This is a genomic window from Roseibium sp. QJM3NY_11 (assembly GCF_056173175.1).
The window spans coordinates 700,007-721,033 of the sequence record NZ_CM149660.1 but is presented as its reverse complement, the minus strand read 5'-3'; the positions used below and the strand labels follow the sequence as shown (position 1 = coordinate 721,033).

General features: G+C 62.7%; 20 protein-coding genes and 1 pseudogene. 11 read left to right on the top strand and 10 right to left on the bottom strand.

The window, feature by feature from the left end:
* Positions 1-9: 9 nt before the first annotated feature.
* On the bottom strand, positions 10-1,221 hold the full coding sequence (locus tag AC0VX3_RS03340; RefSeq protein WP_475523528.1) for a multidrug effflux MFS transporter: 1,212 nt from the start codon (positions 1,219-1,221) through the stop codon (positions 10-12).
* Entirely contained in the window at positions 1,218-1,679 is a 462-nt protein-coding gene (locus AC0VX3_RS03335; RefSeq protein ID WP_475523527.1) for a MarR family winged helix-turn-helix transcriptional regulator, read from the bottom strand. The genes AC0VX3_RS03340 and AC0VX3_RS03335 overlap by 4 nt, the downstream gene beginning before the upstream one ends.
* Positions 1,680-1,883: 204 nt before the next feature.
* Between AC0VX3_RS03335 and typA the strand changes: the two genes are divergently transcribed.
* Entirely contained in the window at positions 1,884-3,707 is a 1,824-nt protein-coding gene (gene typA / locus AC0VX3_RS03330; RefSeq protein WP_475523526.1) for a translational GTPase TypA, read from the top strand.
* A 185-nt stretch (positions 3,708-3,892) separates the two neighbouring features.
* On the opposite strand, the gene AC0VX3_RS03325 is transcribed toward typA, so the two are convergent.
* On the bottom strand, positions 3,893-4,618 hold the full coding sequence (locus AC0VX3_RS03325; protein ID WP_475523525.1) for a hypothetical protein: 726 nt from the start codon (positions 4,616-4,618) through the stop codon (positions 3,893-3,895).
* 167 nt (positions 4,619-4,785) lie between these two features.
* Between AC0VX3_RS03325 and AC0VX3_RS03320 the strand changes: the two genes are divergently transcribed.
* From AC0VX3_RS03320 to AC0VX3_RS03295, 6 genes are all read left to right on the top strand, one after another.
* Positions 4,786-5,661 carry a LysR family transcriptional regulator gene (locus tag AC0VX3_RS03320; protein WP_475523524.1) on the top strand — a complete coding sequence of 292 codons (876 nt, stop codon included), beginning with the start codon at positions 4,786-4,788 and terminating at the stop codon, positions 5,659-5,661.
* A gap of 253 nt (positions 5,662-5,914) precedes the next feature.
* Positions 5,915-6,847, top strand: a complete 933-nt coding sequence (locus tag AC0VX3_RS03315; RefSeq protein WP_475523523.1) for a sulfurtransferase — start codon at positions 5,915-5,917, stop codon at positions 6,845-6,847.
* 1 nt (position 6,848) lies between these two features.
* Complete coding sequence (locus AC0VX3_RS03310) at positions 6,849-7,991, top strand: YeeE/YedE family protein (protein WP_475523522.1); 1,143 nt, start codon at positions 6,849-6,851, stop codon at positions 7,989-7,991.
* Complete coding sequence (locus AC0VX3_RS03305) at positions 7,988-8,167, top strand: hypothetical protein (RefSeq protein ID WP_348144015.1); 180 nt, start codon at positions 7,988-7,990, stop codon at positions 8,165-8,167. Before AC0VX3_RS03310 ends, AC0VX3_RS03305 begins: the two co-directional genes overlap by 4 nt.
* An 88-nt stretch (positions 8,168-8,255) precedes the next feature.
* Positions 8,256-9,308 carry a MaoC family dehydratase gene (locus tag AC0VX3_RS03300; RefSeq protein ID WP_475523521.1) on the top strand — a complete coding sequence of 351 codons (1,053 nt, stop codon included), beginning with the start codon at positions 8,256-8,258 and terminating at the stop codon, positions 9,306-9,308.
* A gap of 164 nt (positions 9,309-9,472) precedes the next feature.
* Positions 9,473-10,087 carry an HD domain-containing protein gene (locus tag AC0VX3_RS03295; RefSeq protein ID WP_475523520.1) on the top strand — a complete coding sequence of 205 codons (615 nt, stop codon included), beginning with the start codon at positions 9,473-9,475 and terminating at the stop codon, positions 10,085-10,087.
* A gap of 12 nt (positions 10,088-10,099) precedes the next feature.
* On the opposite strand, the gene AC0VX3_RS03290 is transcribed toward AC0VX3_RS03295, so the two are convergent.
* The 3 genes from AC0VX3_RS03290 to AC0VX3_RS03280 all read right to left on the bottom strand — a co-directional run bounded on the left by AC0VX3_RS03290 (position 10,100) and on the right by AC0VX3_RS03280 (position 13,698).
* On the bottom strand, positions 10,100-11,368 hold the full coding sequence (locus tag AC0VX3_RS03290) for a L,D-transpeptidase family protein (protein WP_475523519.1): 1,269 nt from the start codon (positions 11,366-11,368) through the stop codon (positions 10,100-10,102).
* Positions 11,369-11,693: 325 nt separating this feature from the next.
* A complete protein-coding gene (locus tag AC0VX3_RS03285) occupies positions 11,694-12,653 on the bottom strand; it encodes an acetyl-CoA carboxylase carboxyltransferase subunit alpha (protein ID WP_342893642.1) in 960 nt (319 codons plus the stop codon).
* 211 nt (positions 12,654-12,864) lie between these two features.
* Positions 12,865-13,698 carry a DUF3108 domain-containing protein gene (locus AC0VX3_RS03280; protein WP_342893641.1) on the bottom strand — a complete coding sequence of 278 codons (834 nt, stop codon included), beginning with the start codon at positions 13,696-13,698 and terminating at the stop codon, positions 12,865-12,867.
* A 342-nt stretch (positions 13,699-14,040) separates the two neighbouring features.
* Between AC0VX3_RS03280 and rpmB the strand changes: the two genes are divergently transcribed.
* The 3 genes from rpmB to AC0VX3_RS03265 all read left to right on the top strand — a co-directional run bounded on the left by rpmB (position 14,041) and on the right by AC0VX3_RS03265 (position 15,850).
* Positions 14,041-14,340: a 50S ribosomal protein L28 gene (rpmB, locus tag AC0VX3_RS03275; protein ID WP_348144022.1), complete on the top strand. Its 300-nt coding sequence runs from the start codon at positions 14,041-14,043 to the stop codon at positions 14,338-14,340.
* Positions 14,341-14,357: 17 nt separating this feature from the next.
* Positions 14,358-15,044: a queuosine precursor transporter gene (locus AC0VX3_RS03270; protein ID WP_342893639.1), complete on the top strand. Its 687-nt coding sequence runs from the start codon at positions 14,358-14,360 to the stop codon at positions 15,042-15,044.
* 383 nt (positions 15,045-15,427) lie between these two features.
* Complete coding sequence (locus AC0VX3_RS03265; protein ID WP_475523518.1) at positions 15,428-15,850, top strand: CVNH domain-containing protein; 423 nt, start codon at positions 15,428-15,430, stop codon at positions 15,848-15,850.
* Between the two features lie 140 nt (positions 15,851-15,990).
* Here the strand turns inward: AC0VX3_RS03265 and AC0VX3_RS03260 are convergent, their stop codons facing one another.
* The 4 genes from AC0VX3_RS03260 to AC0VX3_RS03245 form a co-directional block, all read right to left on the bottom strand.
* The gene (locus AC0VX3_RS03260) at positions 15,991-17,049 is read right to left on the bottom strand and encodes an esterase-like activity of phytase family protein (protein WP_475523517.1); all 1,059 of its coding nucleotides are present in this window, start codon (positions 17,047-17,049) and stop codon (positions 15,991-15,993) included.
* A 9-nt stretch (positions 17,050-17,058) separates the two neighbouring features.
* Positions 17,059-18,966, bottom strand: a complete 1,908-nt coding sequence (gene cobT / locus AC0VX3_RS03255; protein WP_348144028.1) for a cobaltochelatase subunit CobT — start codon at positions 18,964-18,966, stop codon at positions 17,059-17,061.
* A 7-nt stretch (positions 18,967-18,973) separates the two neighbouring features.
* Complete coding sequence (cobS, locus tag AC0VX3_RS03250) at positions 18,974-19,960, bottom strand: cobaltochelatase subunit CobS (protein WP_475523516.1); 987 nt, start codon at positions 19,958-19,960, stop codon at positions 18,974-18,976.
* A gap of 66 nt (positions 19,961-20,026) precedes the next feature.
* Complete coding sequence (locus AC0VX3_RS03245) at positions 20,027-20,617, bottom strand: J domain-containing protein (protein WP_348144031.1); 591 nt, start codon at positions 20,615-20,617, stop codon at positions 20,027-20,029.
* 234 nt (positions 20,618-20,851) lie between these two features.
* Here AC0VX3_RS03245 and AC0VX3_RS03240 point away from each other — a divergent pair.
* A pseudogene (locus AC0VX3_RS03240) lies at positions 20,852-21,001 on the top strand (BolA family protein); the annotation flags it as partial.
* Between the last annotated feature and the right edge of the window lie 26 nt (positions 21,002-21,027).

Below are 21,027 nucleotides of genomic sequence, written 5' to 3'. Positions count from 1 at the left end.
GGCTCATCCCTAATGCGCGGCAGCCGATTGCGGGACCTGGCTTTTGAAAAACAGACTGCAGGCTATTCCGATAATCGGCATCGCCGGAAGAATCACGGCAAGTCCGAGGACGGGATCATGCAGGGCCGCGACAACCAGGCTTGCAACGATACCGCCGCCGAACTGCAGAAATCCGACCAGGGACGACGCCGCGCCGGCGATATCGGGAAACGGCGCCATGGAGTCGGTGAAACTGGCCGGCAGCACCAGTGCCAGGCCGAAGGCAAACAGGGCGACCGGCGCCATCACGGTGATGATGGTCGGTTGCTGGGTCAGGTTCAACCAGCACATCAGCACCGAGGCGGCAACCCAGATCGCCATGCCGTAAGGCACCAGCCTGTGCGCTTCCACGACCCTGAGCAGGCGGCCGGTCACGATGGTGCCCGAGATGAAGGCCACGGACTGGATGATCATGCTCATGCCGAATTCGGAGGGCGACAGCCCGACCTCATAGATCAGCACGAACGGCAGAACTGTCGCCAGCGCATAGAGTGTTCCCAGTCCGAACCCGATCAGGAGGCTCGGCCCCAGAAAACGGGGATCCTTGAGAAGCGTCAGGTAGTTGGTGGCAAGACGGCCGGGCTTGAGGTGGTGTTTGCCGGGATTTGGATTGGTCTCCACCTGGAAGACGACAACCGCCACCATCAGCAGGGCGCCGTAGATCACCATGCACCAGAAGACTTCCTGCCAGCCGAACAGCTCCAGCACGACACCGCCGATGGTCGGCGAGATCGCCGGTCCCAGCGCCAGCATCATGGCAATGGCGTTCATGATCCTTGACGAGGCCTGGCCGGTGAACTGGTCCCGGACAATCGCGCGGGAAACGGCGATACCGATGGCCGCGCCGACACCTTGAAGCGCGCGCGCGCCGATCATGAATTCCACCGTCGGCGCAAAAGTCGCCAGCACGCTGGAGATCAGGTAAAGCGTCAGAAAGGCCAGCGTGACCGGCTTGCGCCCGAACGCATCGGTGATCGGGCCGCAGATCAGCTGGGCCAGGGCAAAGCCGGCGAAATAGGCGGTCAGGGTCAGCTTGACCGCTGAATCGCTGGTGCCGAAGGCCTCGACAAGCGCGGGCATGGCCGGCGTGTAGAGCGCCATTGAAATGGGGCCGATCGCGACAAGACCGGCGCCGAGAAGCGACGTGCGCCGTGCGCTCATGATCGTGCTGTCGGAGGTCATTTCTGCTTTCCCTTTGAAACCTCGGGCAGCAGGCTGTCCTTCATCGTCTGCAGCAGGGTTTCCAGGACCTTGCGGTTGTTCTCCGGGATGTCTTCCAACGCCTGCGACCGCACTTCGCCCAGGGCGGTCCCGATCCTTTCAAGCACCGGATCGGCCAGCGGCGTCAAGGCGATCAGCTTGGCCCGCTTGTCGTTCGGATCGGGGCAACGCCGGATCAGTCCGGCTTTTTCCAGCGTGTCGAGATACCCGACCAGGGTCATCGGCTCGACATACATCAATTCAGCCAGAATGGCCTGTCTGTGGCCCGGATTGCGCCAGACATAGAACAGCGTGCGCGCTTCTCCGGCCGTCAGTCCCGTGTCGACCCTGGACAACTCCGCTTCGAAGCGCCGCCGTAGCAACCGCGCCAGATCGACAACCAGCATGGTGACAGCAACATTGGGATAGGCAACGCTCATCAGAGCTCCAATTTAGTAAGGTTTCCTTACGGATAAAACGCGGCGGGATGCGAAGTCAATGCGCAGTTATCGCATTGCATTGCACAAATGCCGCGCTCCAAGTATAAAGGCGCCAAATTCGGCGATTTGCCGTTCCATCGATCAAAAACGTCCAGACAAGGTGCGGGCCCGCGAAGGGCCCCGCTGTCTTTTGGAGCTTCCCTTATGAACCTTCGTAATATTGCCATTATCGCGCATGTTGACCATGGCAAAACGACCCTCATTGACGTTCTTTTGAAACAGTCAGGCGCCTTCCGGGACAATCAGCGCACCGAAGAGCGCATGATGGATTCCAATGACATCGAGCGCGAGCGCGGGATCACCATCCTCGCCAAGGTGACATCGCTCGTCTGGAAGGACACCCGCATCAACATCGTCGACACGCCCGGCCACGCCGATTTCGGCGGCGAAGTCGAGCGTATCCTGCACATGGTCGATGGCGTCATCCTGCTTGTCGACGCTGCCGAAGGCCCGATGCCGCAGACCAAGTTCGTGCTCGGCAAGGCGCTGAAGCTCGGCCTGAAGCCGATCGTCGCGATCAACAAGATCGACAAGCCCGAGCAGCGCGCCGAGGAAGTCCTCGACGAGGTGTTCGACCTGTTCGCAGCCCTCGATGCCAACGAGGACCAGCTCGATTTCCCGGTTCTGTACGGCTCCGCCAAACAGGAGTGGATGGCGCTTGAGCCGGACGGACCGCAGGACAACATGGACCCGCTGTTCGACATGGTTCTGGACCGGATCGCCGAGCCGGAAGCCGAGCCGGGTGAATTCCGCGTGCTGGCGACCACCATTCAGTCCGATCCGTTCCTCGGCCGCATCCTGACCGGCCGCATCGTTTCAGGCACCGCCGTGCCCAACATGCCCGTCAAGGCCCTGGCCCGCGACGGCAGCGTCGTCGAGACCGGCCGCATTTCCAAGGTCCTCGCCTTCCGCGGCCTGGAGCGCCAGCCGATCGAGCAGGGCGAGGCAGGGGACATCGTCTCCATCGCCGGCCTGACCAAGGCCACCGTCGCCGACACGCTCTGCGCACCCTCCATCAACGAACCGCTGCAGGCCCAGCCGATCGATCCGCCGACCCTGTCCATGACCTTCCGCGTCAACGACAGCCCGCTGGCCGGCACGGAAGGCGCCAAGGTGCAGTCGCGTGTCATCCGCGAGCGTCTGATGAAGGAAGCCGAAGGCAACGTTGCCCTGAAGGTGGAAGAAACAGACGAGCCGGACGCCTTCGTCGTCGCCGGTCGCGGCGAATTGCTGCTGGCGATCCTGATCGAGAACATGCGCCGCGAAGGCTTTGAACTCGGTGTCGGCCGCCCGCGCGTCGTCTTTCAGTATGACGATGCCGGCAACCGGCTGGAGCCGGTCGAGGAAGTCATCATCAACGTCGACGAGGAACATTCCGGCGCGGTCGTGCAGAAGTTGCAGGAACGCAAGGCCGATCTTCTGGAGATGAAACCCTCCGGCGGCGACCGCACCCGCCTCGTTTTCCATGCACCGACCCGGGGCCTCATCGGCTACCAGGCCGAGCTCATGTCCGACACCCGCGGCACTGCGATCTTCAACCGCCTGTTCCATGGCTACGAGCCCTACAAGGGTCCGATCCAGGGCCGTCACACCGGCGTGCTTCTGTCCAATGGCACCGGCGAAGCCGTCGCATACGCCCTGTTCAACCTGGAAGACCGCGGCCCGATGATGATCGACCCGGGCACCAAGGTCTATCCGGGCATGATCGTCGGCGAGCACACGCGCGGCAACGACCTGGAAGTCAACGTGCTGAAGGGCAAGCAGCTCACCAACATCCGCTCCGCGGGCAAGGACGATGCGGTCAAGCTGACCACACCGAAGAAGCTGACCCTGGAAGCAGCGCTTTCCTACATCTCCGATGATGAGCTGGTGGAAGTGACCCCGGTGTCCATCCGCCTGCGCAAGGCCATGCTCGACCCGCATGAGCGCAAGCGCGCCGAACGCACGGCCAACAAGGCCACCGCCTGACGGGAACTTCAGAGCCCCGGCACCGCTGCGCCCGGAAGAACGGCCGCGTTGAATGGTCCGTTTGATCTGAACCAGTTGACCGGTTTCTGCATTCGGAAATCCGGCGAGTTGCGTGAAGTGACCACAAGAATAGAAAAAAACGCCCGGCGCTGCATGCGCCGGGCGTTTTTTTGTTCCTGCCGGCGTTACCTGATGGCAAGGATATCGTAGTTGTGGACGTTTGCGACGACGCCCTCGTCCCAGCCGCCTTCAACGAGATCGACGGCCTTTTCCTTCAGCAAGCCCGCGACCTGACCGGAAAAATGGGCTTCGCGACCGGAATTGTCTGCGAAAATGTCGAAGATCGCGAAACGCGTTTCGTCGATCCGCAGAGCCACCCAGAACAGGGTTTTCTGCTCGGTTTCAGCGACGACCGGCCCGGCTGAGCGCAGCAGTTCCGCCAGGTGTTCAGCCTTGCCCGGCGCCGCCTCAAGCGCGATATAGGTCGCGGTTGCCGCGCTGTAGAGATCGACCGGCGCCTTTGCCGACAGCACAGCCGAAGTCTTGATATTGGCAACCACGCCGTCGTCCCAGCCGCCTTGTACCAGGGCCTCGGCACTGGTGTTCAGAGCACCGGCCACCGCGCCGGAGAAATGGGCGTCCCGCGCCGCCTTGTCGACAAAGACGTCAAAAATGGCAAGCGTGTCATCGGCACGCAGCGCGAACCAGAGTTCGGTGCCGGGCTCGGTCTCTTTCACCACAGGCGCCGCTCCGGTCAGGAATTCGGCCAGGGCCTCCGACTGGCCATCAGCGGCCTGCATTTCGATATAGCTTGCCGTGTAGTCGTTCATGACGGTCTCCTGTGCGGCACCCGGTGCCGCGGTGGCGAGAAAGGCGAAAGCGGACAGCATCGGAACAAATTGCATTCTCATGGGTCATCTCCGGATTTGGGTTGCATCGATTTCAAGTCCTGATGTCACCTTGTCCCACGGGGCAGCCTTCAGCCTCCAATCCTCATGTTCTATTCTTCGATAGGCATTGACTATGCATCCGGTTCTGCCGAAGCTGCCGGAACGACATCCGGGAACAGCCTATGGAAATGAACCAGATCCGCTATTTTCTGGCCGTATGCGCGCATCGCAATTTCACGCATGCGGCCAGTGCCTCCAACGTATCACAACCCTCCCTGACCGCTGCCATCAAGAAACTGGAAGATGAACTTGGTGGGGCGCTGTTCATAAGGGACCGTGCCGGTTGCCGGCTCACACCTCTTGGAAAGCTCGTATATCCGAGGCTGAACAGAGTGCAGATAGAGGCCGGGGAAGCAAAGGCGGAGGCGGTCCGGCACACCCGGCTCGAGCGGGTCCCGGTCAGTATAGGCATCGGCGAAACAATTGGTCTCAACACTATTTCGGCAGCGGTGGAACGGTTCAGGGGGCGCCTCCCCCAAGCAGAAATAGAATTGATTGTCGCCGGGCCGGACGACCTTTTGAATGGACTGCGGGAGGGAGACTTTGATGTTGTCGTCACTGCCGACGAAGTCAGTCCGGAGCTATATCGGATAGATCCTCTCTATCGAGAGGTCTATCATGTGGTTGTTTCGAAAGGACACCCACTGAGCCGTCTGGATGCCGTCACACTGGACGCGCTTGCCGCAACGGCCATGCTCGACAGACCGAATTGCGAGATGCGCGACACCCTTCACGGCACCTGCGCCGACCGTGGCCACGTGCTTTATGCTGCCTATCGGTCCAACCGCGTCGACTGGCTGCTCGGATTGGCCCGGCAAGGTTCGGGGGCCGTCATCCTGCCCGAGACGGCGATCCCGATGGATGCAGGCCTTGTTTCACGCCCGATCGAGGACATCGATATTGCGCGCGACGTGATGGCACTGCGCCATCGCCATCAGGCGTCGAGGCCCGAAACAAACGCGTTGATACGCGAGTTCTCCCGTGGTCAGCGCCCCGGCAACTGACGACGCACCCGCAATTGGCAACGAGAATGTGAACTTCGGCATCCCGGCGCGCTCCCCGGATGTGACAACGCCCCCGGAATCCGCAAATTCGTGCCAGAAACGGAGCGCTTTCTGGGTCAGGAATCCGGACGCTCGCTGAAATTTGAAACGCCATCCCTGTCTCCGGCAGGTGGACAGGCCTAGAGTCTGCGGCAACAGACCGAAAGCGGCCCGGTCCAGGACCATCAGGCCGCCCAGCAGGAAAGCTGATCCCATGAAACACTTCGCGCTCGCATTGGCGATGGCCGCCGGCCTCGCGACCTCCGCCCAGGCCGCCACCTACGGACCTCTGGTCGAAGCCTCTGACCTGTCCGCATCTCTGGAGACCACGCAGCCGGTTCTTCTCGACATCCGCAACGCGGGCTACGAAGACGGCCATGCGGACGGCGCCCTGTTCGCGCCCTACCGCATGTTCCGCGGTCCGGCGGAAAACCCGGGCGGTCTCGTAGATGTCGAAAAGCTCGAAGCCGAACTGGAAGAACTCGGCCTGGAGCAGGACGCCCCGATCGTGATCCTGTCCGAAGGCAAGACCGACACCGACTTCGGCGCCGCGGCACGGGTCTACTGGACCCTGAAATCCACCGGCTTCACCGACCTGTCGATCCTCAACGGCGGTCTGACCTCGTGGCGGGCCGCCGGCCTGCCGGTCAACAAGACAGTCGAATCCGCCATGCCGAGCGACCTTGAGCTGACCTTCGACGACACCTGGCTGGCAACGACCGCCGACGTCGCGGCCGTCGCCGTCGGCGAAAAGGACGCGCTTCTGGTCGACGCCCGTCCGGCGGCATTCTTTAACGGCGAGAAGGCCCATGCGGCAGCCGCCCGCCCCGGCACCCTGCCGACCGCGACCAACCATTCCTATACGACCTTCTTCGAGAAGGACTCACCGGCCATGTCGACGGCTATCGACCCGGCCGCCCTCAAGGCGACCCTGGGCGTCCGGGACGGCAAGGATACGGTGTCCTTCTGCAACACCGGTCACTGGGCCGCGACCCACTGGTTTGCCGTGTCCGAGCTGGCCGGTGTGGAAAACGCCAAGCTTTACCCGGGCTCGATGGTGGAATATTCAAATGCTGGCTATGAAATGGCCAACACACCGGGCCTGTTCGAAAACCTTCTGATCCAGATAAAGCAGATCATCAACTGACGTGACCACGCTGACCGACACTTCCGTCAAGACCACGGCGCCTTTCCTGCGCCCCCTCCTGCGCCGTGGTGTCCTCGTTCTGGCCGCCCTCGGCGCCGTCTTCGCGGCAGCGCTTCTGGTCGGCGGCCGCTTCGGGCTGATGCTTGCCATCGGGCTCGGCTTCGGCATCGTGCTGGAGGGCCTGCGCTTCGGTTTCGCCGGCCCCTGGCGCGCCATGATCCTGCGCAGGGACCCCGCCGGCATCTGGGCGCAGCTTCTGTCGATCGGCCTGGTGGCGCTGGTGGCGCTGCCGATGATTTCCGCCGGTTCCGGTGAACTGGCGGGCGCGCAGGCTCCCGTCGGCTTTGCCATGATTGCCGGGGCATTCATCTTCGGCGCCGCCATGCAGGTCGTGCTCGGCTGCGGTTCGGGAACCCTGGTCAACGCGGGCTCCGGCAACGCGGTCGCCCTCGTGGCCCTGCCGTTCTTTGCCATCGGCAGCTTCGCGGGCGCTTATCACCTGATCTGGTGGACGGACCTCGGCGCGCTGCCGATCATCAAGTTTTCCGGCTGGCAGGGCGTCGCCCTCACGCTGGTCGGTCTCGCGGCAGTCGCCGCCGTCCTGTGGAAGCTCGCACCGCCCGAACACCGCCGCCTGCCGCGCCGGCTGATCATTGCAGCCGTTCTGCTCGCGGCTTTCGCCATCCTCAACCTGATCGTCGCCGGACAGCCCTGGGGCGTCGTCTACGGGCTCGGCCTGTGGGCGGCAAAGGCCGCTTCCGCCGCCGGCGCCGACCTGTCCGGCTCCGCGTTCTGGAGCGCGCCGGGGTCGCTCGAGCGCCTGAAGGCCAGTATCCTGACGGACTACACCTCGCTGACCAATATCGGCATCATCCTGGGGGCCTTTCTGGTTGCGAGCTGGCGGACCGGCGGTCTGTCGCAAAAAGTGCCCGGCCTGCCGGCCCAGGCCTGGATCGCGGCCATCGTCGCCGGCTTTCTGCTGGGCTACTCGTCGCGAATCGCCTTCGGCTGCAATGTCGGCGCGTTCTTCTCCGGCATTGCCACGGGCAGCCTGCACGGCTGGGTCTGGTTCGCCGCCGCCTTCGCCGGATCGATCTACGGCGTCCGTTTGCGCCCGCTGTTCAAGCTGGAGCAGAGACCATGACCCGGCTGGTGACCGCCACGATCGCGGTGCTTGGCATCGCCGCGCTGATCGCCCTCGACGCCTCTGCCACGCCGCCCAACCCCTACAAGGCCCCGCCGCTCCTCGCCCTCGGCTCCGGCACCGCACCCAGCGGCGGCTTCTGCGGGGCGCTGCCGGACGGGGCGGGGACAAACTAAGCCACTCCCTCCGCAAAAGGTCCAGCTTGCCCGCGTGCGCCGCAACAGGCTTAATGCGCACCAGCGAGATCACAGTGAGGAGGCAGTGTTGAGCAAGACCGATCAAGGCAATTTTTTCGAGGATTTCGAGGTCGGTCAGGTGATCCGGCACGCCACCCCGCGCACCGTCACCAGCGGCGACCAGGCGCTTTATACGGCGCTTTACGGGTCCCGTTTCGCGGTGCAGTCCTCCGACGCCTTTGCCAGGTCGCTCGGCTATGCCCATGCGCCGGTGGATGATCTGCTGACCTTCCACATCGTCTTCGGCAAGACCGTTCCGGACATTTCCCTGAACGCCGTCGCCAATCTCGGCTATGCCGGAGGCCGGTTCCTGGCACCGGTCTTTCCCGGCGACACGATCTCGACCGTCTCGGAGGTGATCGGCAAGAAGGAAAATTCCAACGGCAAGACCGGCGTGGTCTATGTGCGCTCGACCGGCTACACCGCCAACGGCACCGAAGTGCTGGACTATGTCCGCTGGGTGATGATCAACAAGCGGGTCGCCGCCAATCCGGCGCCCGAACCGGTGGTGCCGGAACTGCCCGCCGCGCTCGACCCGCAATCGCTGGGCACCGCCGTGCCGCTGCTCGACACCGCCAACTGGGACAACGACCTGGCCGGATCGCCGTATCGCTTCGGCGACTACGAGATCGGCGAGAAGATCGATCACGTCGACGGCATGACGGTGGAGGAAGCCGAGCACCAGATGGCGACGCGCCTCTACCAGAACACCGCCAAGGTGCATTTCAACCACCATACCGAAGCGCACAACCGCTTCGGCCACCGCCTGATCTATGGCGGCCACGTGATTTCCATCGCCAGGGCGCTGTCCTTCAACGGACTTGCCAACGCCTTTCACATCGCCGGCATCAATGGCGGCCGCCATGTCGGACCGCTGGCCGCAGGCGATACCGTCTACGCCTGGTCCGAAGTGCTGGACAAGGCCGAAATCGACGGGCGCATGGATGTCGGCGCGTTGCGCCTGCGTCTCGTCGCCACAAAGAACCGCGCCTGCAACGACTTCCCCGGCCGCGACCACGAGGACAATTATCTTCCCGAAGTCGTGCTCGATTTCGACTATTGGGCCTTGATGCCGAAATAGGCAGGAAAGCAGGGAAGCTCCGGCCACGTTCGTCCAGCCTGCAGAGGACCCGAACAGTGCCGGACAGGCGCAGCGCGGGTGACGCTTCCGGCCCTGCGGGGCGCACGGGACTGGACAGGAGCGCCTTTCCCTGTTCCCCTTGCCGAACAATCGGAGAGCGCGCCATGAAAACCGTATCCTTCACCCGGATGAAAGACGGCACCAGGGAAGATTACGAGCTTCTGGAACAGGCCGAGAAGCCGTATCACGCTCTGACTGCGGACAGAATCCTGGCCGAACTACGCCGGCAGGACGAAGACACGCTGTCCGGCTACCGGATCACCCGGATGCAGCATGGCCTGCAGGCAGCCACAAGGGCCCGGCGTGAAGGCGCGGACACCGACTGGATCGCCGGCGCCCTGCTGCATGACATCGGCGACGGGCTGGCGCCGCAGAACCACGACCGGTTTTCCGCCGAAGTGATCCGGCCGTTCGTCCGCGACGAAGTCGCCTGGGTGGTCGAGCATCACGGCATTTTCCAGATGCTCTATTACGGCAGGCATTATGGCTGGGATGAAAACGCCAGGGACCGTTTCAAGGATCACATTCACTTCCGGGCCTGCGCCGACTTCTGCGAACGCTGGGATCAGAGTTCGTTCGACCCGGATTATCCGACAGATCCGCTGGAAAGCTTCGAGACGCTGGTCAGGGAGGTGTTCGCGCGCAAGGCCTACGACCCCGCCATCCTGCGCGCGGGCGTCTCCATCGGTTTGCCGCCGCTGCAGGTCAGCGGGCGTTAGCGCCTGTCGTGATCAGTCCGGTTTTTGGCCCGGCACGATGTCGGTGGTGATCGGCCCGACCCCCGCCTCGTCGGAGGCTTTCGGTCCGAACGGCACCCAGCGCTTGAAGAATTTTCCGACGGTACTGTTGCCCTTGGGCGGCGCCAGAGGGGCGAACGCGGTCTCGACTGCGGCGCCGGGGCGTTTCTGTGCCTCGGCGGCAGTCCCGGTGGCTGCCGTAACCGTCTCCACCGGCTGGTCCGGTGTGCCGGCCGTTGCGGCGTCCGTATCCGCCGCGGCCGTAACGGTGTCTTCCTCGCCGCCGCCGAGCGCTTCCGCCAGCCGGTTGGAGCGCTCTTCCCAGCGCTTCTGCCGCTCTTCGCGGGCATCGAGACGGGCTGCGATCTGCTGGTATTTCTCGTTGTCCCGCTTCTGCTTGGACGCAACAACCGAGGCGATCCGGGGGCTGACCCGGTAATCGGGGCATTTGGCGCTGGCGCGGAAGGGAACGCCCTCGACCAGGGGAACCGCGTCGAACACGTATTTCCGCTCGCAGACCGAAATCTCCGGCGGCGTCTTGGCGACCTCGAAATGATCGTAGCCGGTTTTCAGCATCTGCCAGAATTCCAGATGCGGACTGGTGCGGTGGCGCGCCATGTTTTCCGGTGTCATGCGGAACGGATAGGCCTGCACCTGAAAAGACCGCTGACCGCCCTTGAAGCTGTCCCGGGCCAGCGCGTAGATGTCCTGGACCTGCTCGTCGGTCATTGCGTAGCAGCCGCGCGACGAACAGGCACCATGCACCATCAGATGCGAGCCGGTGCGCCCGTGGGCACGGTCGTAATTGTTCGGATAGCCGAGATTGAAGGCAAGGTGATAGCTTGAATTCGGGTTCATCAGCGCCGGGGTGATTTCGTAGAAGCCTTCCGGGGCCTGCCGGTCGCCTTCCTTGAATTTCGGCCCGAGCTTGCCCGACCATTTGCAGATTTCGAATTCTTCAAGCAGCTTGTACTTGCCGTCGCGGGCCTGCTTCCAGACTTCAAGCTCGGAATCCTCCTTGAAGATCCGGATCAGGATCGGCGACTTCGAACTCATGTTGAGATCGTTCATCTTGCGTTTGAGCGACGCGCTGATCGGAAGTTTTGCCTTGTTGGGCCCGGCGCTGAATTCGTCGCCCTGGCAGCCGGCCAGAACGCCGGCGGCCACGATCGCGGCGCCGAGCCTCACGGCCATGCGGCCGCGCGGATGCTGACTTCTTTGCTTGAGGCCGGATGGCGTCGTAAAATAGCGCCCGAAGACCATGGTCAAATCCCAAACTGAACGAAACCCGAAACGGCCCGGAGTGTTCGAACCCTCCCAGGGAAGGTTTTCCGAACGGCCCGGCCGCGTTTCCTAACGTCTGCGCCCCCGCGCAAAGGCTAGGGGGTGATGGTTGACGATAAGTTACTGAACCCGGATTGTTCCCGCGACCCACATTCTGGTGATAGGAACAAAAAATTCGCGGCACGGTCCGTCCGACCGTCCCGACCCAGCCTGAATGACGGCAAATTCTGGCCACACAATGGCGGGCAGGTGCCGCAGCGTCGGGCCCGGAATGTCAGGACCGGCCGGGCCGGCGATCGATCTGTCAGCCCAGCGTCCGGCCGATGGAGATGAATTTCTCCCGCCGCTGTTTGCGCAGCTCTTCCGGCGACAGGCCCGCGAGTTCGTCCAGGGCTGCTTCGATCGCCTTGCCGGCATTGTCGATAACGATCTCCCGCGCGCGATGCGCACCGCCGACCGGCTCGGTGATGATGCTGTCGATCACGCCAAGTTGTTTCAGGTCCTGCGCGGTGATCTTAAGGGCCGTCGCGGCGTCCTGCGCCTTGGCGCTGTCGCGCCACAGGATCGAGGCCGCACCTTCCGGCGAGATCACCGAATAGATGGCATGCTCCATCATCAGCACCCTGCTTGCGGTCGCCAGCGCGATCGCGCCCCCCGATCCGCCTTCGCCGATCACCAGGGCAACGGAGGGTGTCCCCAGCCCGAGACCTGCGTCCGTCGACCGCGCGATGGCCTCCGACTGGCCGCGTTCTTCCGCACCGCGTCCGGGATAGGCACCTGAGGTGTCGACAAAACTGATAAGAGGCAGGCCGAACCGTTCGGCCATTTCCATGATCCGGACCGCCTTGCGGTATCCTTCCGGCCGGACCATGCCGAAATTATGCTTCAGGCGGGATCCGGTGTCGTGGCCCTTTTCCTGGCCAAGCACAGCCACCGACTGGCCGCGAAAGCGGCCGATCCCGGCGATCAGCGCGTGGTCCTCGGCGAATTTCCGGTCACCGGCCAGCGGTGTGAAATCCTCGATCAGACCGGCGATGTAGGAAACCGCATGCGGCCGGTCCGGATGGCGGGCCACCAGCGTTTTCTGCCAGGGGGACAGTTTGCCATAGAGGTCTTGCAGAGTTTGCGAGGACTTCGATTTCAGCCGCTCGATCTCGCTGTCCACATTGACGGCTTCGCCATCTTCCGCGGCCAAGGCCCGCAGTTCCTGGATCTTGCCTTCAATATCCGCAACGGGCTTCTCGAAGTCCAAATAGCTGTGCATGTACTCGGTTACCTGAAACAATCGGGCTTCGCCGGGGAGGACGGCGGAAGCTCGGGAAAATTGCCGCACAGGCACCGGAACGTGCCTGAATGCGTAACGTGGAGGGCTGTATCAAGAGACGCAAGAGGGCGCAAGCCTCGGCATGCGCGCCCGGTGCCCGGTCCCGGCGCTTTTTCCCGCCACAAAACCGGCCCTGACGGTTGACGAAGTGTCAGTTGGCCGCTGCGCTGTCGCTTCCCGCGCCCTGGATATTCAGCTTCGAGGCCTCGACAACCAGACGCCCGTTCTTGGTGTCCATCGAGATGCGGTAGGGAACCAGCACGTTGTCGCGGCCCATAGGCGCCATCCAGACTTCCATTTTGGCCTTGGCCATGTATTTGACCGAATCCTTGGACGGACGGTGTCCGGCAATCGGAACCCAGCGGGCCTTGCAGACAACCACCTGTCCGTCATAGCCGCGTCCGGAGACGTCCCTGGTGCCCTCGTAGCTCAGCTTGATGTCGAAGCGGGTCCAGCCGTCGAACACCGGCAGCTTGCGCGCGCAGGCCTTCGGGCCCAGGCTGTCCTTGGCGCGGCCGACCGGCATCAGCACGGCGCTCAGCGGATCGATCGCGTTGCGCGTATGCCGGTTGGTGACCTTGATCCGTTCCGCGTTGGGCTTGAACCGGGGCGCGACATCCATGGACCGGATGCTGCCCGATCCCTGGCTCAGGTTGACGCGGAAATCGAGATTGGCTGCGTGGGAAGCCATGCGGTACTTGGAGGGAACGACCCGTGACCCGACAAGCCAGCCCGCCGCCTCGGCTCCGCCCTTTCCGGTCGTGAACAAGGTGCCGATGCCGGCGGGTTCCAGATTGACCTTGGCCGAATAGGCGTTGCCCTGCATCACCAGCGACAGGGTTCCCCGGCCGACCTTGAACCCGGCGATGGAGATACTGTAAAGACCGCCGATGCTGCTTTTCCCGGCCTGCGCCGGCGTCGCCAGCAAAGCCGCGGCAAGCATTGGCAGGGCGACAAACCGCCCGAAAGACGTCAAACCAAACACTTAAAACCTCCGGACTGCCCAAAAGGCAACGAGTTGCGCCCCCGCGCCAACAGTGTTCCGTGACGGAAAGCCTAACATGAGTCCCGTGCTATGAACGATCACAATCATTCTAAATTATGGTAACTCAGTGGTTAACGCGGACGCGTGAGGCAAATAAAAGCGGTGAATCATGGCAAAGCACCGGAGATGTCTTGACGAGGGCGCGCGCTGCGATTATAGCGGAGCAACTTTTTCCGAGAAATGCCGGAGATGATGTCGCCGGGCCTCAGGTCCGCGCCGTTTCCGGTTTGGACTTGCCGGGTTCCATGTAGCGGCCCGGCCACGAAAACAAAAGGTGATATCATGGCACGCCGCTGCGAACTCTCCGGCAAAGATGTGATGACGGGCAACAACGTTTCTCACGCGAACAACAGGTCCCGTCGCCGGTTCCTGCCGAACCTGTGCAACGTGTCTCTGATCAGCGACACGCTCGGCGAAACCTTCAAGCTGAAGGTCAGCGCCCACGCCCTGCGCTCGGTCGAGCACCGCGGTGGTCTGGACGCCTACCTCATGAAAGCGTCCGACGCGCAACTGTCCGACGCCGCACGCAAGATCAAGGTCAGCGTCAAGCGCAAGCAGGCTGCATCCGCCGCTGCTGCCTGACCCATCAGGGTGACATCATGACAGAGACCCGGAGTTTCTCCGTGGGCCATCACGCCATCGCGATCCTCGCGATGGCGGTTGTCGTTGCGGCCTCCAATTACCTGGTCCAGTTTCCGGTCGAGCATTTCGTCGGAAGCGTGAACCTCGCCGACACGCTGACCTGGGGTGCCTTCACCTATCCGGTCGCATTCCTGGTCACGGACCTGACCAACCGCCGGTTCGGACCGGCGGCTGCCCGCAAGGTCGTCGTTTCCGGTTTCCTGTTGGCGATTGTCGTGCCGCTGCTGTTCTGGACATTCGACGAAACCTTCACAACACCGCGCATCCTGATCGCATCGGGCACCGCCTTTCTTGTGGCCCAGCTGCTCGACGTGACGATCTTCGACCGCTTGCGCCGGCTGACCTGGTGGAAGGCTCCGGTCGCCTCCTCCCTGATCGGCTCGATGGTCGACACGATCCTGTTCTTCGGCATCGCCTTTTCCGCGAGCTTCGCTTTTGTCGACGGCCTGTTCGGCATGGAAGATGGATCGCTGGCGTTTCCGGTGCCGTTTCTCGGCATCGGCGGGGAAACACAGGTCCAGCTCTGGACGTCTCTGGCCGCCGGTGACTTCCTGGTGAAGATGTTGGTCGCTGTCGCCCTGCTGGCGCCCTACCGCGTCTTGCTGAGCCTGTTTCAGCCGGCAACCAACGGCAAGGCCGCCTGAACAGGCGTCAGCGCCTGTCTTCCTGACCCGGTCAATCAGCCTGTGGATTCCCATCGTGCTTCGATTGCCGGGGCCGACCTGCTGCAGCACCTGCCGAGACCAGCCGCCGGCCCTGCCGGGCCCAGGCCGGATGCATCTCTCTCTCTTCCCTTCGCCCCACAAGTTCTGTCGCCCGCCACGTCTGTTTCCGGGCCTGTTTCCTGGCCTGTTTCCGGGTCTTGGCAATTTTCGCTCATGCGCGGCCGGTAACAACACGCCTATGGATGGGCACGCATGACCGTAGAAATACAACCTGATCAAAAATCAAAATACATCTATAGGTTTGACATATCACAAAACACAACCTAATAATTAGTGCATGCACTAAATCTTGGGAGGATGTTATGCGTAAGTTCAAAATTGCCATCTGTTCCGCGGCCCTGCTTGCAATGAGCGCTTCCGGGCAGGCCCTCGCCGACAATCACATCCCCGGCGGAAGCTATTCCGATTCCTGTACCCAGATTGCAATGGAAAACGGCACCCTTTCCGCCGTCTGCAAAACGCTCAACGGCCAGGAAATCGGCACCTATCTGGCAAAGGCGGCCGACTGCAAGGGCGACATTCCGAACTGGAACGGCCATTTGTCGTGCCAGGAACCGGGAGGCTCATGGAGTCAGACCTGCAGCAACCTTGCCGTGGACAACAACAGCGGTGTGATCACCGCCGAATGCCGCCGTGTTGACCAATCCGTCAACAATGCAAGCTCGCAAGCAGCGGGTTCCCTGACCAATTGCAACGGCAATCTCGTTCTGGCAGGCAGCTGCTGAAACCGTCCTGAAATCAATCGTCATGGAAGTATGTCTGCGATCAAAAGCACGGCATACTTTCATTGATAGAATCACATAATGAAAAATTTTGTCCCGAAAAGAACACAGGCCGCATATCTCTGACGGGCTTTCCCTGAATTCTATTCGTCAATTCGAAAACGAAGCAACAAGGTTCTCTGCAACAACGACCGGTTGTCGTCCGAGACCAGGGTCAGGATAGTGTCTCCGGCGCCCGTCCGGTGCACACCGAGAGCTTCCATATTGTCGATCTGGTAGCCGAAATCCGCCTCCAGCAGCACCGCACCCTCCAGCACAGCGCCTTTCCGGATGTCGGAACCGGCAAAGCGGCGCAGACGCAGACCGATCAGATCGCGCAGGCTGAACCGGCGCTCCATCAGCAGAAGATCGCCACCGGGCAGAAAGACCGCGTCGGTGGCGTCGAAGCGGTCGCTGCGGCGGATGGCGAAGCGCTCGGTACCGGCCGGACCGATGATGAATCCCGACAGGTCGTGCAGATCACTCCTTGCGGATTCCGCGATGGCGACCAGCTTGCCCGCCAGGGCGCTGTCCTCTGGCCCGGCCGCCAGCGCTTCCAGACCCGCGTTGCGGGGCAAGTCGCGAATTGCCTTCGGCAGGGCAACCTCGCCGATCATCCTTTCCGTTCCCTTGGCCAGCGGCCAGGGGTAGCGGTAGATTGCATTGCGGGTTTCGGCGGTCACATAGAGCCCGGACCCGGTCAGGGCGAGCGCCTCGGTGTCGTGACCCCAGCGGGCGACGAGCGTCCGGCCATCGGCGCCGAGCAACGGCGCGACCCGCACATCCGACAGTCCGAGCGGCTTGCCTGCGGTCGTCTGGTTGACGCGCGCCGTGACCCAATGACCGTTGTCGGTCACCGCCAGGAACCGGTTGCCGCCGTCCAGGCTGACCAGACCGGACAAGCCTCCGGTCTTGCGCCCCGAGGCGATCAGTTCCAGTCCGCCGAGAAAGGTCAATTGACCGAACCGGGTCTCTTCACTGCCGATCCTGAAGGTCTCGATCGGCCTGGTGCGCGTTGTCACAGATTGCCCGTCCGCGAGCAAGTCCTGTGCGGATATCGATTGCGGAGCGGACAACAGGCAGAGCACGGCGGCAAGGATCGCCCCGGCAATCCCCGGACGGCGATGCGGCCGGTTGCGCATTGCCGCCACGGCCCATCTCATCGGACCAGCCTACCGGCGGCCCGCACGGCGGCGGCCACGCGTTTGACCGCCGGTGTCGACATTGTCGTCGAAAAGATCGGCCAATTGATCCGTCATCGCCCCGGCCAGTTCTTCCGCGTCGACGATGGTGACCGCCCGCCGGTAGTAGCGCGTCACGTCGTGGCCAATGCCGATCGCGATCAGTTCGACAGGCGACCGGGTCTCGATGTCCTCGATGACATAGCGCAGGTGCCGTTCCAGATAGTTGCCCGGATTGACCGACAGCGTGGTGTCGTCGACCGGAGCCCCGTCGGAAATCATCATCAGGATGCGCCGCTGTTCGGGCCGCGCCAGCAGGCGGTCATGGGCCCAGAGCAGCGCCTCGCCGTCGATGTTTTCCTTGAGCAGCCCCTCGCGCATCATCAGGCCGAGATTGCGCCGGGCCCGGCGCCACGGCGCATCCGCGGACTTGTAGATGATATGGCGCAGGTCGTTCAGCCGGCCCGGGGTCGGCGGCTTGCCCGCACCGATCCAGCTTTCGCGCGACTGCCCGCCTTTCCAGGCCTTGGTCGTGAAGCCCAGGATTTCCACCTTGACACCGCAGCGTTCCAGCGTGCGTGCCAGAATGTCCGCGCAAGTGGCCGCAACCGTAATCGGGCGGCCGCGCATGGAACCGGAATTGTCGAGCAGCAGCGTCACCACCGTGTCGCGGAAATTGGTGTCCCGCTCCTGTTTGAAGGCCAGCGGTGCCATCGGATCGGTCACGGCCCGGGTCAGGCGCGCCGAGTCCAGCAGGCCTTCCTCAAGATCGAAATCCCAGGCGCGGTTCTGCTGCGCCATCAATTTGCGCTGCAGCCTGTTGGCCAGCCGCGCCACGGCGCCCTGCAGATGGGTCAGCTGCTTGTCGAGAAAGCCGCGAAGCCGGTCCAGTTCGGCGGCATCGCAAAGATCTTCGGCAGTGACGGTTTCGTCGAACTGATGGGTAAACACCCGGTAGTCGGTCTCGGGCCGGTTGGAGAAGGGTGATTCGCGCCGCTCGCTCTCGCCGGGTTCTTCAGAGTCCTCGGACATGTCCTGATCGGCGAAGTCGTCCATGTCGCCATCGGCCGCCTCGGTGTCGCCGCTGTCCTGTTCCTCGCCGGAAAGTTCCATTTCCTGCGGCGCAGCTTCCTGTTCGCCGCTGTCCTGGTCGCCCTCGTCGCCGCTTTCCGCGTCGTCGCTGTTGCCGTCGTCCTCGTTCTGATCGGGATCCATGTCGTCGTCGTGATCGCCGAGCTCGTCGGCCATGTCGAGCGACTTCAAGACATCGCGCAGGCGGGAGGCAAACGAGGTCTGGTCCTCGACCTCGGTCTCCAGCCGGTCCAGATCGGCCCCGGCCTTGTCCTCGATCCAGCCACGCCACATATCGACGAGCTTAGCCGCGCTCTCGGGCGGCTTGGAGCCGGTCAGCCGCTCGCGCACCATCAGCGACAACGCGTCCTGCAACGGCGCTTCCTCGCGGCTGGTAATCTCCGGCGCGCCCGATTTCCGGAAACGGTCGTCGAGCATGACCGACAGGTTTTCCGCGACACCCTGCATGCGCCGTGCGCCGACAGCCTCGCAGCGCGCTTGCTCCACAGCCTCGAAAATGGCACGTGCGTCCGACCCCTGCGGCAGGTTCTTCGCATGCACCGCCTTGTCGTGGCAGGCGATGCGCAGCGCCATGCTGTCGGACAGGCCCCGCGTGACCGCGATGTCACGCGCGGTCACCTTGCGCGGCGGTTCGGGCAGGCGCGCCGACAGGCCCGACAGGCCCGGGCGGTCGCCGGAAAAGACGACTTCCAGTTCTCCCTCGCCGGAAATTGCCCGCATGGCACCGGTCACCGACTGCTTGAACGGCTCGGTGGTCGGTGTGGGCTTGTTGCCCGGTAGAGAATTGCTGCCTGGCCGTGGTGCCATCTTACCCTCAGCTCATCACGACGTTGACGGATGATTCCGGCAGCTCTTCCCCGAAGCAGCGTTGGTAGAATTCAGCGACAAGGGACTGTTCCATGTCATCACACTTGTTGAGGAACGTCAGCCGGAAGGCAAAGCCGACATCGCCGAAAATCTCCGCATTCTCCGCCCAGGTTATCACCGTCCGCGGGCTCATGACCGTGGACAGGTCGCCATTGACGAAGGCGTTGCGGGTCATGTCGGCGAGCCGGACCATCTTGGAAACCGTGGTACGGCCTTCGTCCGTCTGGAAATGCTTGGCTTTCGACAGGACGATATCGACTTCATTGTCGTGCGGCAGATAGTTGAGCGTGGTGACGATCGACCACCGGTCCATCTGCGCCTGGTTGATCTGCTGGGTGCCGTGATAAAGCCCGGACGTGTCGCCGAGACCAACGGTGTTGGCTGTCGCGAACAGACGGAAGGCCGGGTGCGGACGGATGACCCGGCTCTGGTCGAGCAATGTCAGACGCCCGGAGGATTCCAGGATCCGCTGGATCACGAACATCACGTCGGGCCGGCCGGCATCGTACTCATCGAATACCAGCGCAACGTTATGCTGGTAGGCCCAGGGCAGGATTCCGTCCTTGAACTCGGTGACCTGCAGGCCATCCTTGATCACGATCGCGTCCTTGCCGACAAGATCGATGCGGGAAATGTGACTGTCCAGATTGACGCGGATACACGGCCAGTTCAGACGCGAGGCGACCTGCTCGATATGGGTCGACTTGCCCGTTCCGTGATAGCCGGTCACCATGACGCGCCGGTTATGGGCGAAGCCGGCGAGGATCGCCAGGGTGGTGGCCCGGTCGAACAGGTAATCTTCATCGCGCTCGGGCACATGTTCCGAAGGCTCGGAAAATGCCGGCACCTTGAGGTTGGACTTGAAGCCAAAAACCTCTTCTACAGAAACTTCCGTGTCCGGCATCGCGGTGGCCGCAGTCGTCGTCTCAGTCATCAGTCCTCCGCAGTCCCGACGGGTCGGAATGGGTCGATAGGGGAAAGCCGGCAGGATTCTGCAGGCTTAAAGAAAACCGGCTTTCTTCAGGACATTGTAGGCCTGAATGATTTCCCGCAGGCGGTCTTCGGAAGACCTGTCGCCGCCATTGGCATCCGGATGGTTCAGTTTTACGAGTTCCTTATAGCGCGCTTTGATATCCGCGCCACGGGCCGTGTAGGAAAGATTGAGCACATCCAGCGAACGTTTTTCAAGCGCTAGCAGCTTTCTTTGCCGCGGACGGCGCACCTGCTCCGTGCGTCTCTGGGCGTTTTCGCGCATTCCGGCACGACCGTCGTGACCATCCGGACCTTCCGCCGCCTGTTTGTTCACGCCCATTTTCCAGGTCGGACGGTGCCCCGTCAGGCTGTCCTTCTGGTAGGAGCGCACATCGTCGTCGGGCATGCCGTTGAAATAATTGTAGGACTTGTTGTATTCGCGGACATGGTCGACGCAGAAATTGAAATACTGCCCCTCCCGGTCGCGCCCCTTCGGCGCCCGGTTCGTACCTGGCCGCTTGCAGCCCGGATGGTCGCAGACCGGATGACGGCCTTCTTCGACCCGTCCCTTGCCCGATTTAACCCGGATGCCGTCAAAAATTTTCGAGTCCAGTTTCATATCGCAGAATATTGGAGTCCGCCGGCCCGTGGGCAAGCTGCAAGTGGATGGAATGTCCCGGTATCCAAAGCTAATTGCCTCAGCCTGTCTCCGGGAAGTCGAACAGCCAGCGAGTCTATCAGCCGCCATCAGCCGCGCATAGACTTGAACTTCAAAAACGGTGCCTTTAACTAAATCACATGAGCATCCAGCAAACGATAACCGACAAGCTCACGGCCGCATTCCAGCCGTCGTTTGTCGAACGTCATCGACGAATCCGAGAATCACCGGGGCCACGGCGGCTGGCGGGAAGGTGGCGAGACCCATTTTCGGGTCCGGATCGCCGCCGCTGCGTTCGAGGGCATGAACCGGGTCGCCCGTCACCGGGCGATCAATGACCTGCTGGCAGACGAACTGGCAGGCAAGGTCCA

Bases quoted from the DNA above. Each gene is read 5' to 3' on its own strand.
- AC0VX3_RS03260 (WP_475523517.1), bottom strand. From the start codon at position 17,049: ATGAGATGGGCCGTGGCGGCAATGCGCAACCGGCCGCATCGCCGTCCG.
- rpmB (WP_348144022.1), top strand. From the start codon at position 14,041: ATGGCACGCCGCTGCGAACTCTCCGGCAAAGATGTGATGACGGGCAAC.
- AC0VX3_RS03270 (WP_342893639.1), top strand. From the start codon at position 14,358: ATGACAGAGACCCGGAGTTTCTCCGTGGGCCATCACGCCATCGCGATC.
- AC0VX3_RS03335 (WP_475523527.1), bottom strand. From the start codon at position 1,679: ATGAGCGTTGCCTATCCCAATGTTGCTGTCACCATGCTGGTTGTCGAT.
- AC0VX3_RS03340 (WP_475523528.1), bottom strand. From the start codon at position 1,221: ATGACCTCCGACAGCACGATCATGAGCGCACGGCGCACGTCGCTTCTC.
- AC0VX3_RS03325 (WP_475523525.1), bottom strand. From the start codon at position 4,618: ATGAGAATGCAATTTGTTCCGATGCTGTCCGCTTTCGCCTTTCTCGCC.
- AC0VX3_RS03290 (WP_475523519.1), bottom strand. From the start codon at position 11,368: ATGGTCTTCGGGCGCTATTTTACGACGCCATCCGGCCTCAAGCAAAGA.
- AC0VX3_RS03305 (WP_348144015.1), top strand. From the start codon at position 7,988: ATGACCCGGCTGGTGACCGCCACGATCGCGGTGCTTGGCATCGCCGCG.
- cobT (WP_348144028.1), bottom strand. From the start codon at position 18,966: ATGGCACCACGGCCAGGCAGCAATTCTCTACCGGGCAACAAGCCCACA.
- AC0VX3_RS03295 (WP_475523520.1), top strand. From the start codon at position 9,473: ATGAAAACCGTATCCTTCACCCGGATGAAAGACGGCACCAGGGAAGAT.
- AC0VX3_RS03245 (WP_348144031.1), bottom strand. From the start codon at position 20,617: ATGAAACTGGACTCGAAAATTTTTGACGGCATCCGGGTTAAATCGGGC.
- typA (WP_475523526.1), top strand. From the start codon at position 1,884: ATGAACCTTCGTAATATTGCCATTATCGCGCATGTTGACCATGGCAAA.
- AC0VX3_RS03320 (WP_475523524.1), top strand. From the start codon at position 4,786: ATGAACCAGATCCGCTATTTTCTGGCCGTATGCGCGCATCGCAATTTC.
- AC0VX3_RS03315 (WP_475523523.1), top strand. From the start codon at position 5,915: ATGAAACACTTCGCGCTCGCATTGGCGATGGCCGCCGGCCTCGCGACC.
- cobS (WP_475523516.1), bottom strand. From the start codon at position 19,960: ATGACTGAGACGACGACTGCGGCCACCGCGATGCCGGACACGGAAGTT.
- AC0VX3_RS03265 (WP_475523518.1), top strand. From the start codon at position 15,428: ATGCGTAAGTTCAAAATTGCCATCTGTTCCGCGGCCCTGCTTGCAATG.
- AC0VX3_RS03285 (WP_342893642.1), bottom strand. From the start codon at position 12,653: ATGCACAGCTATTTGGACTTCGAGAAGCCCGTTGCGGATATTGAAGGC.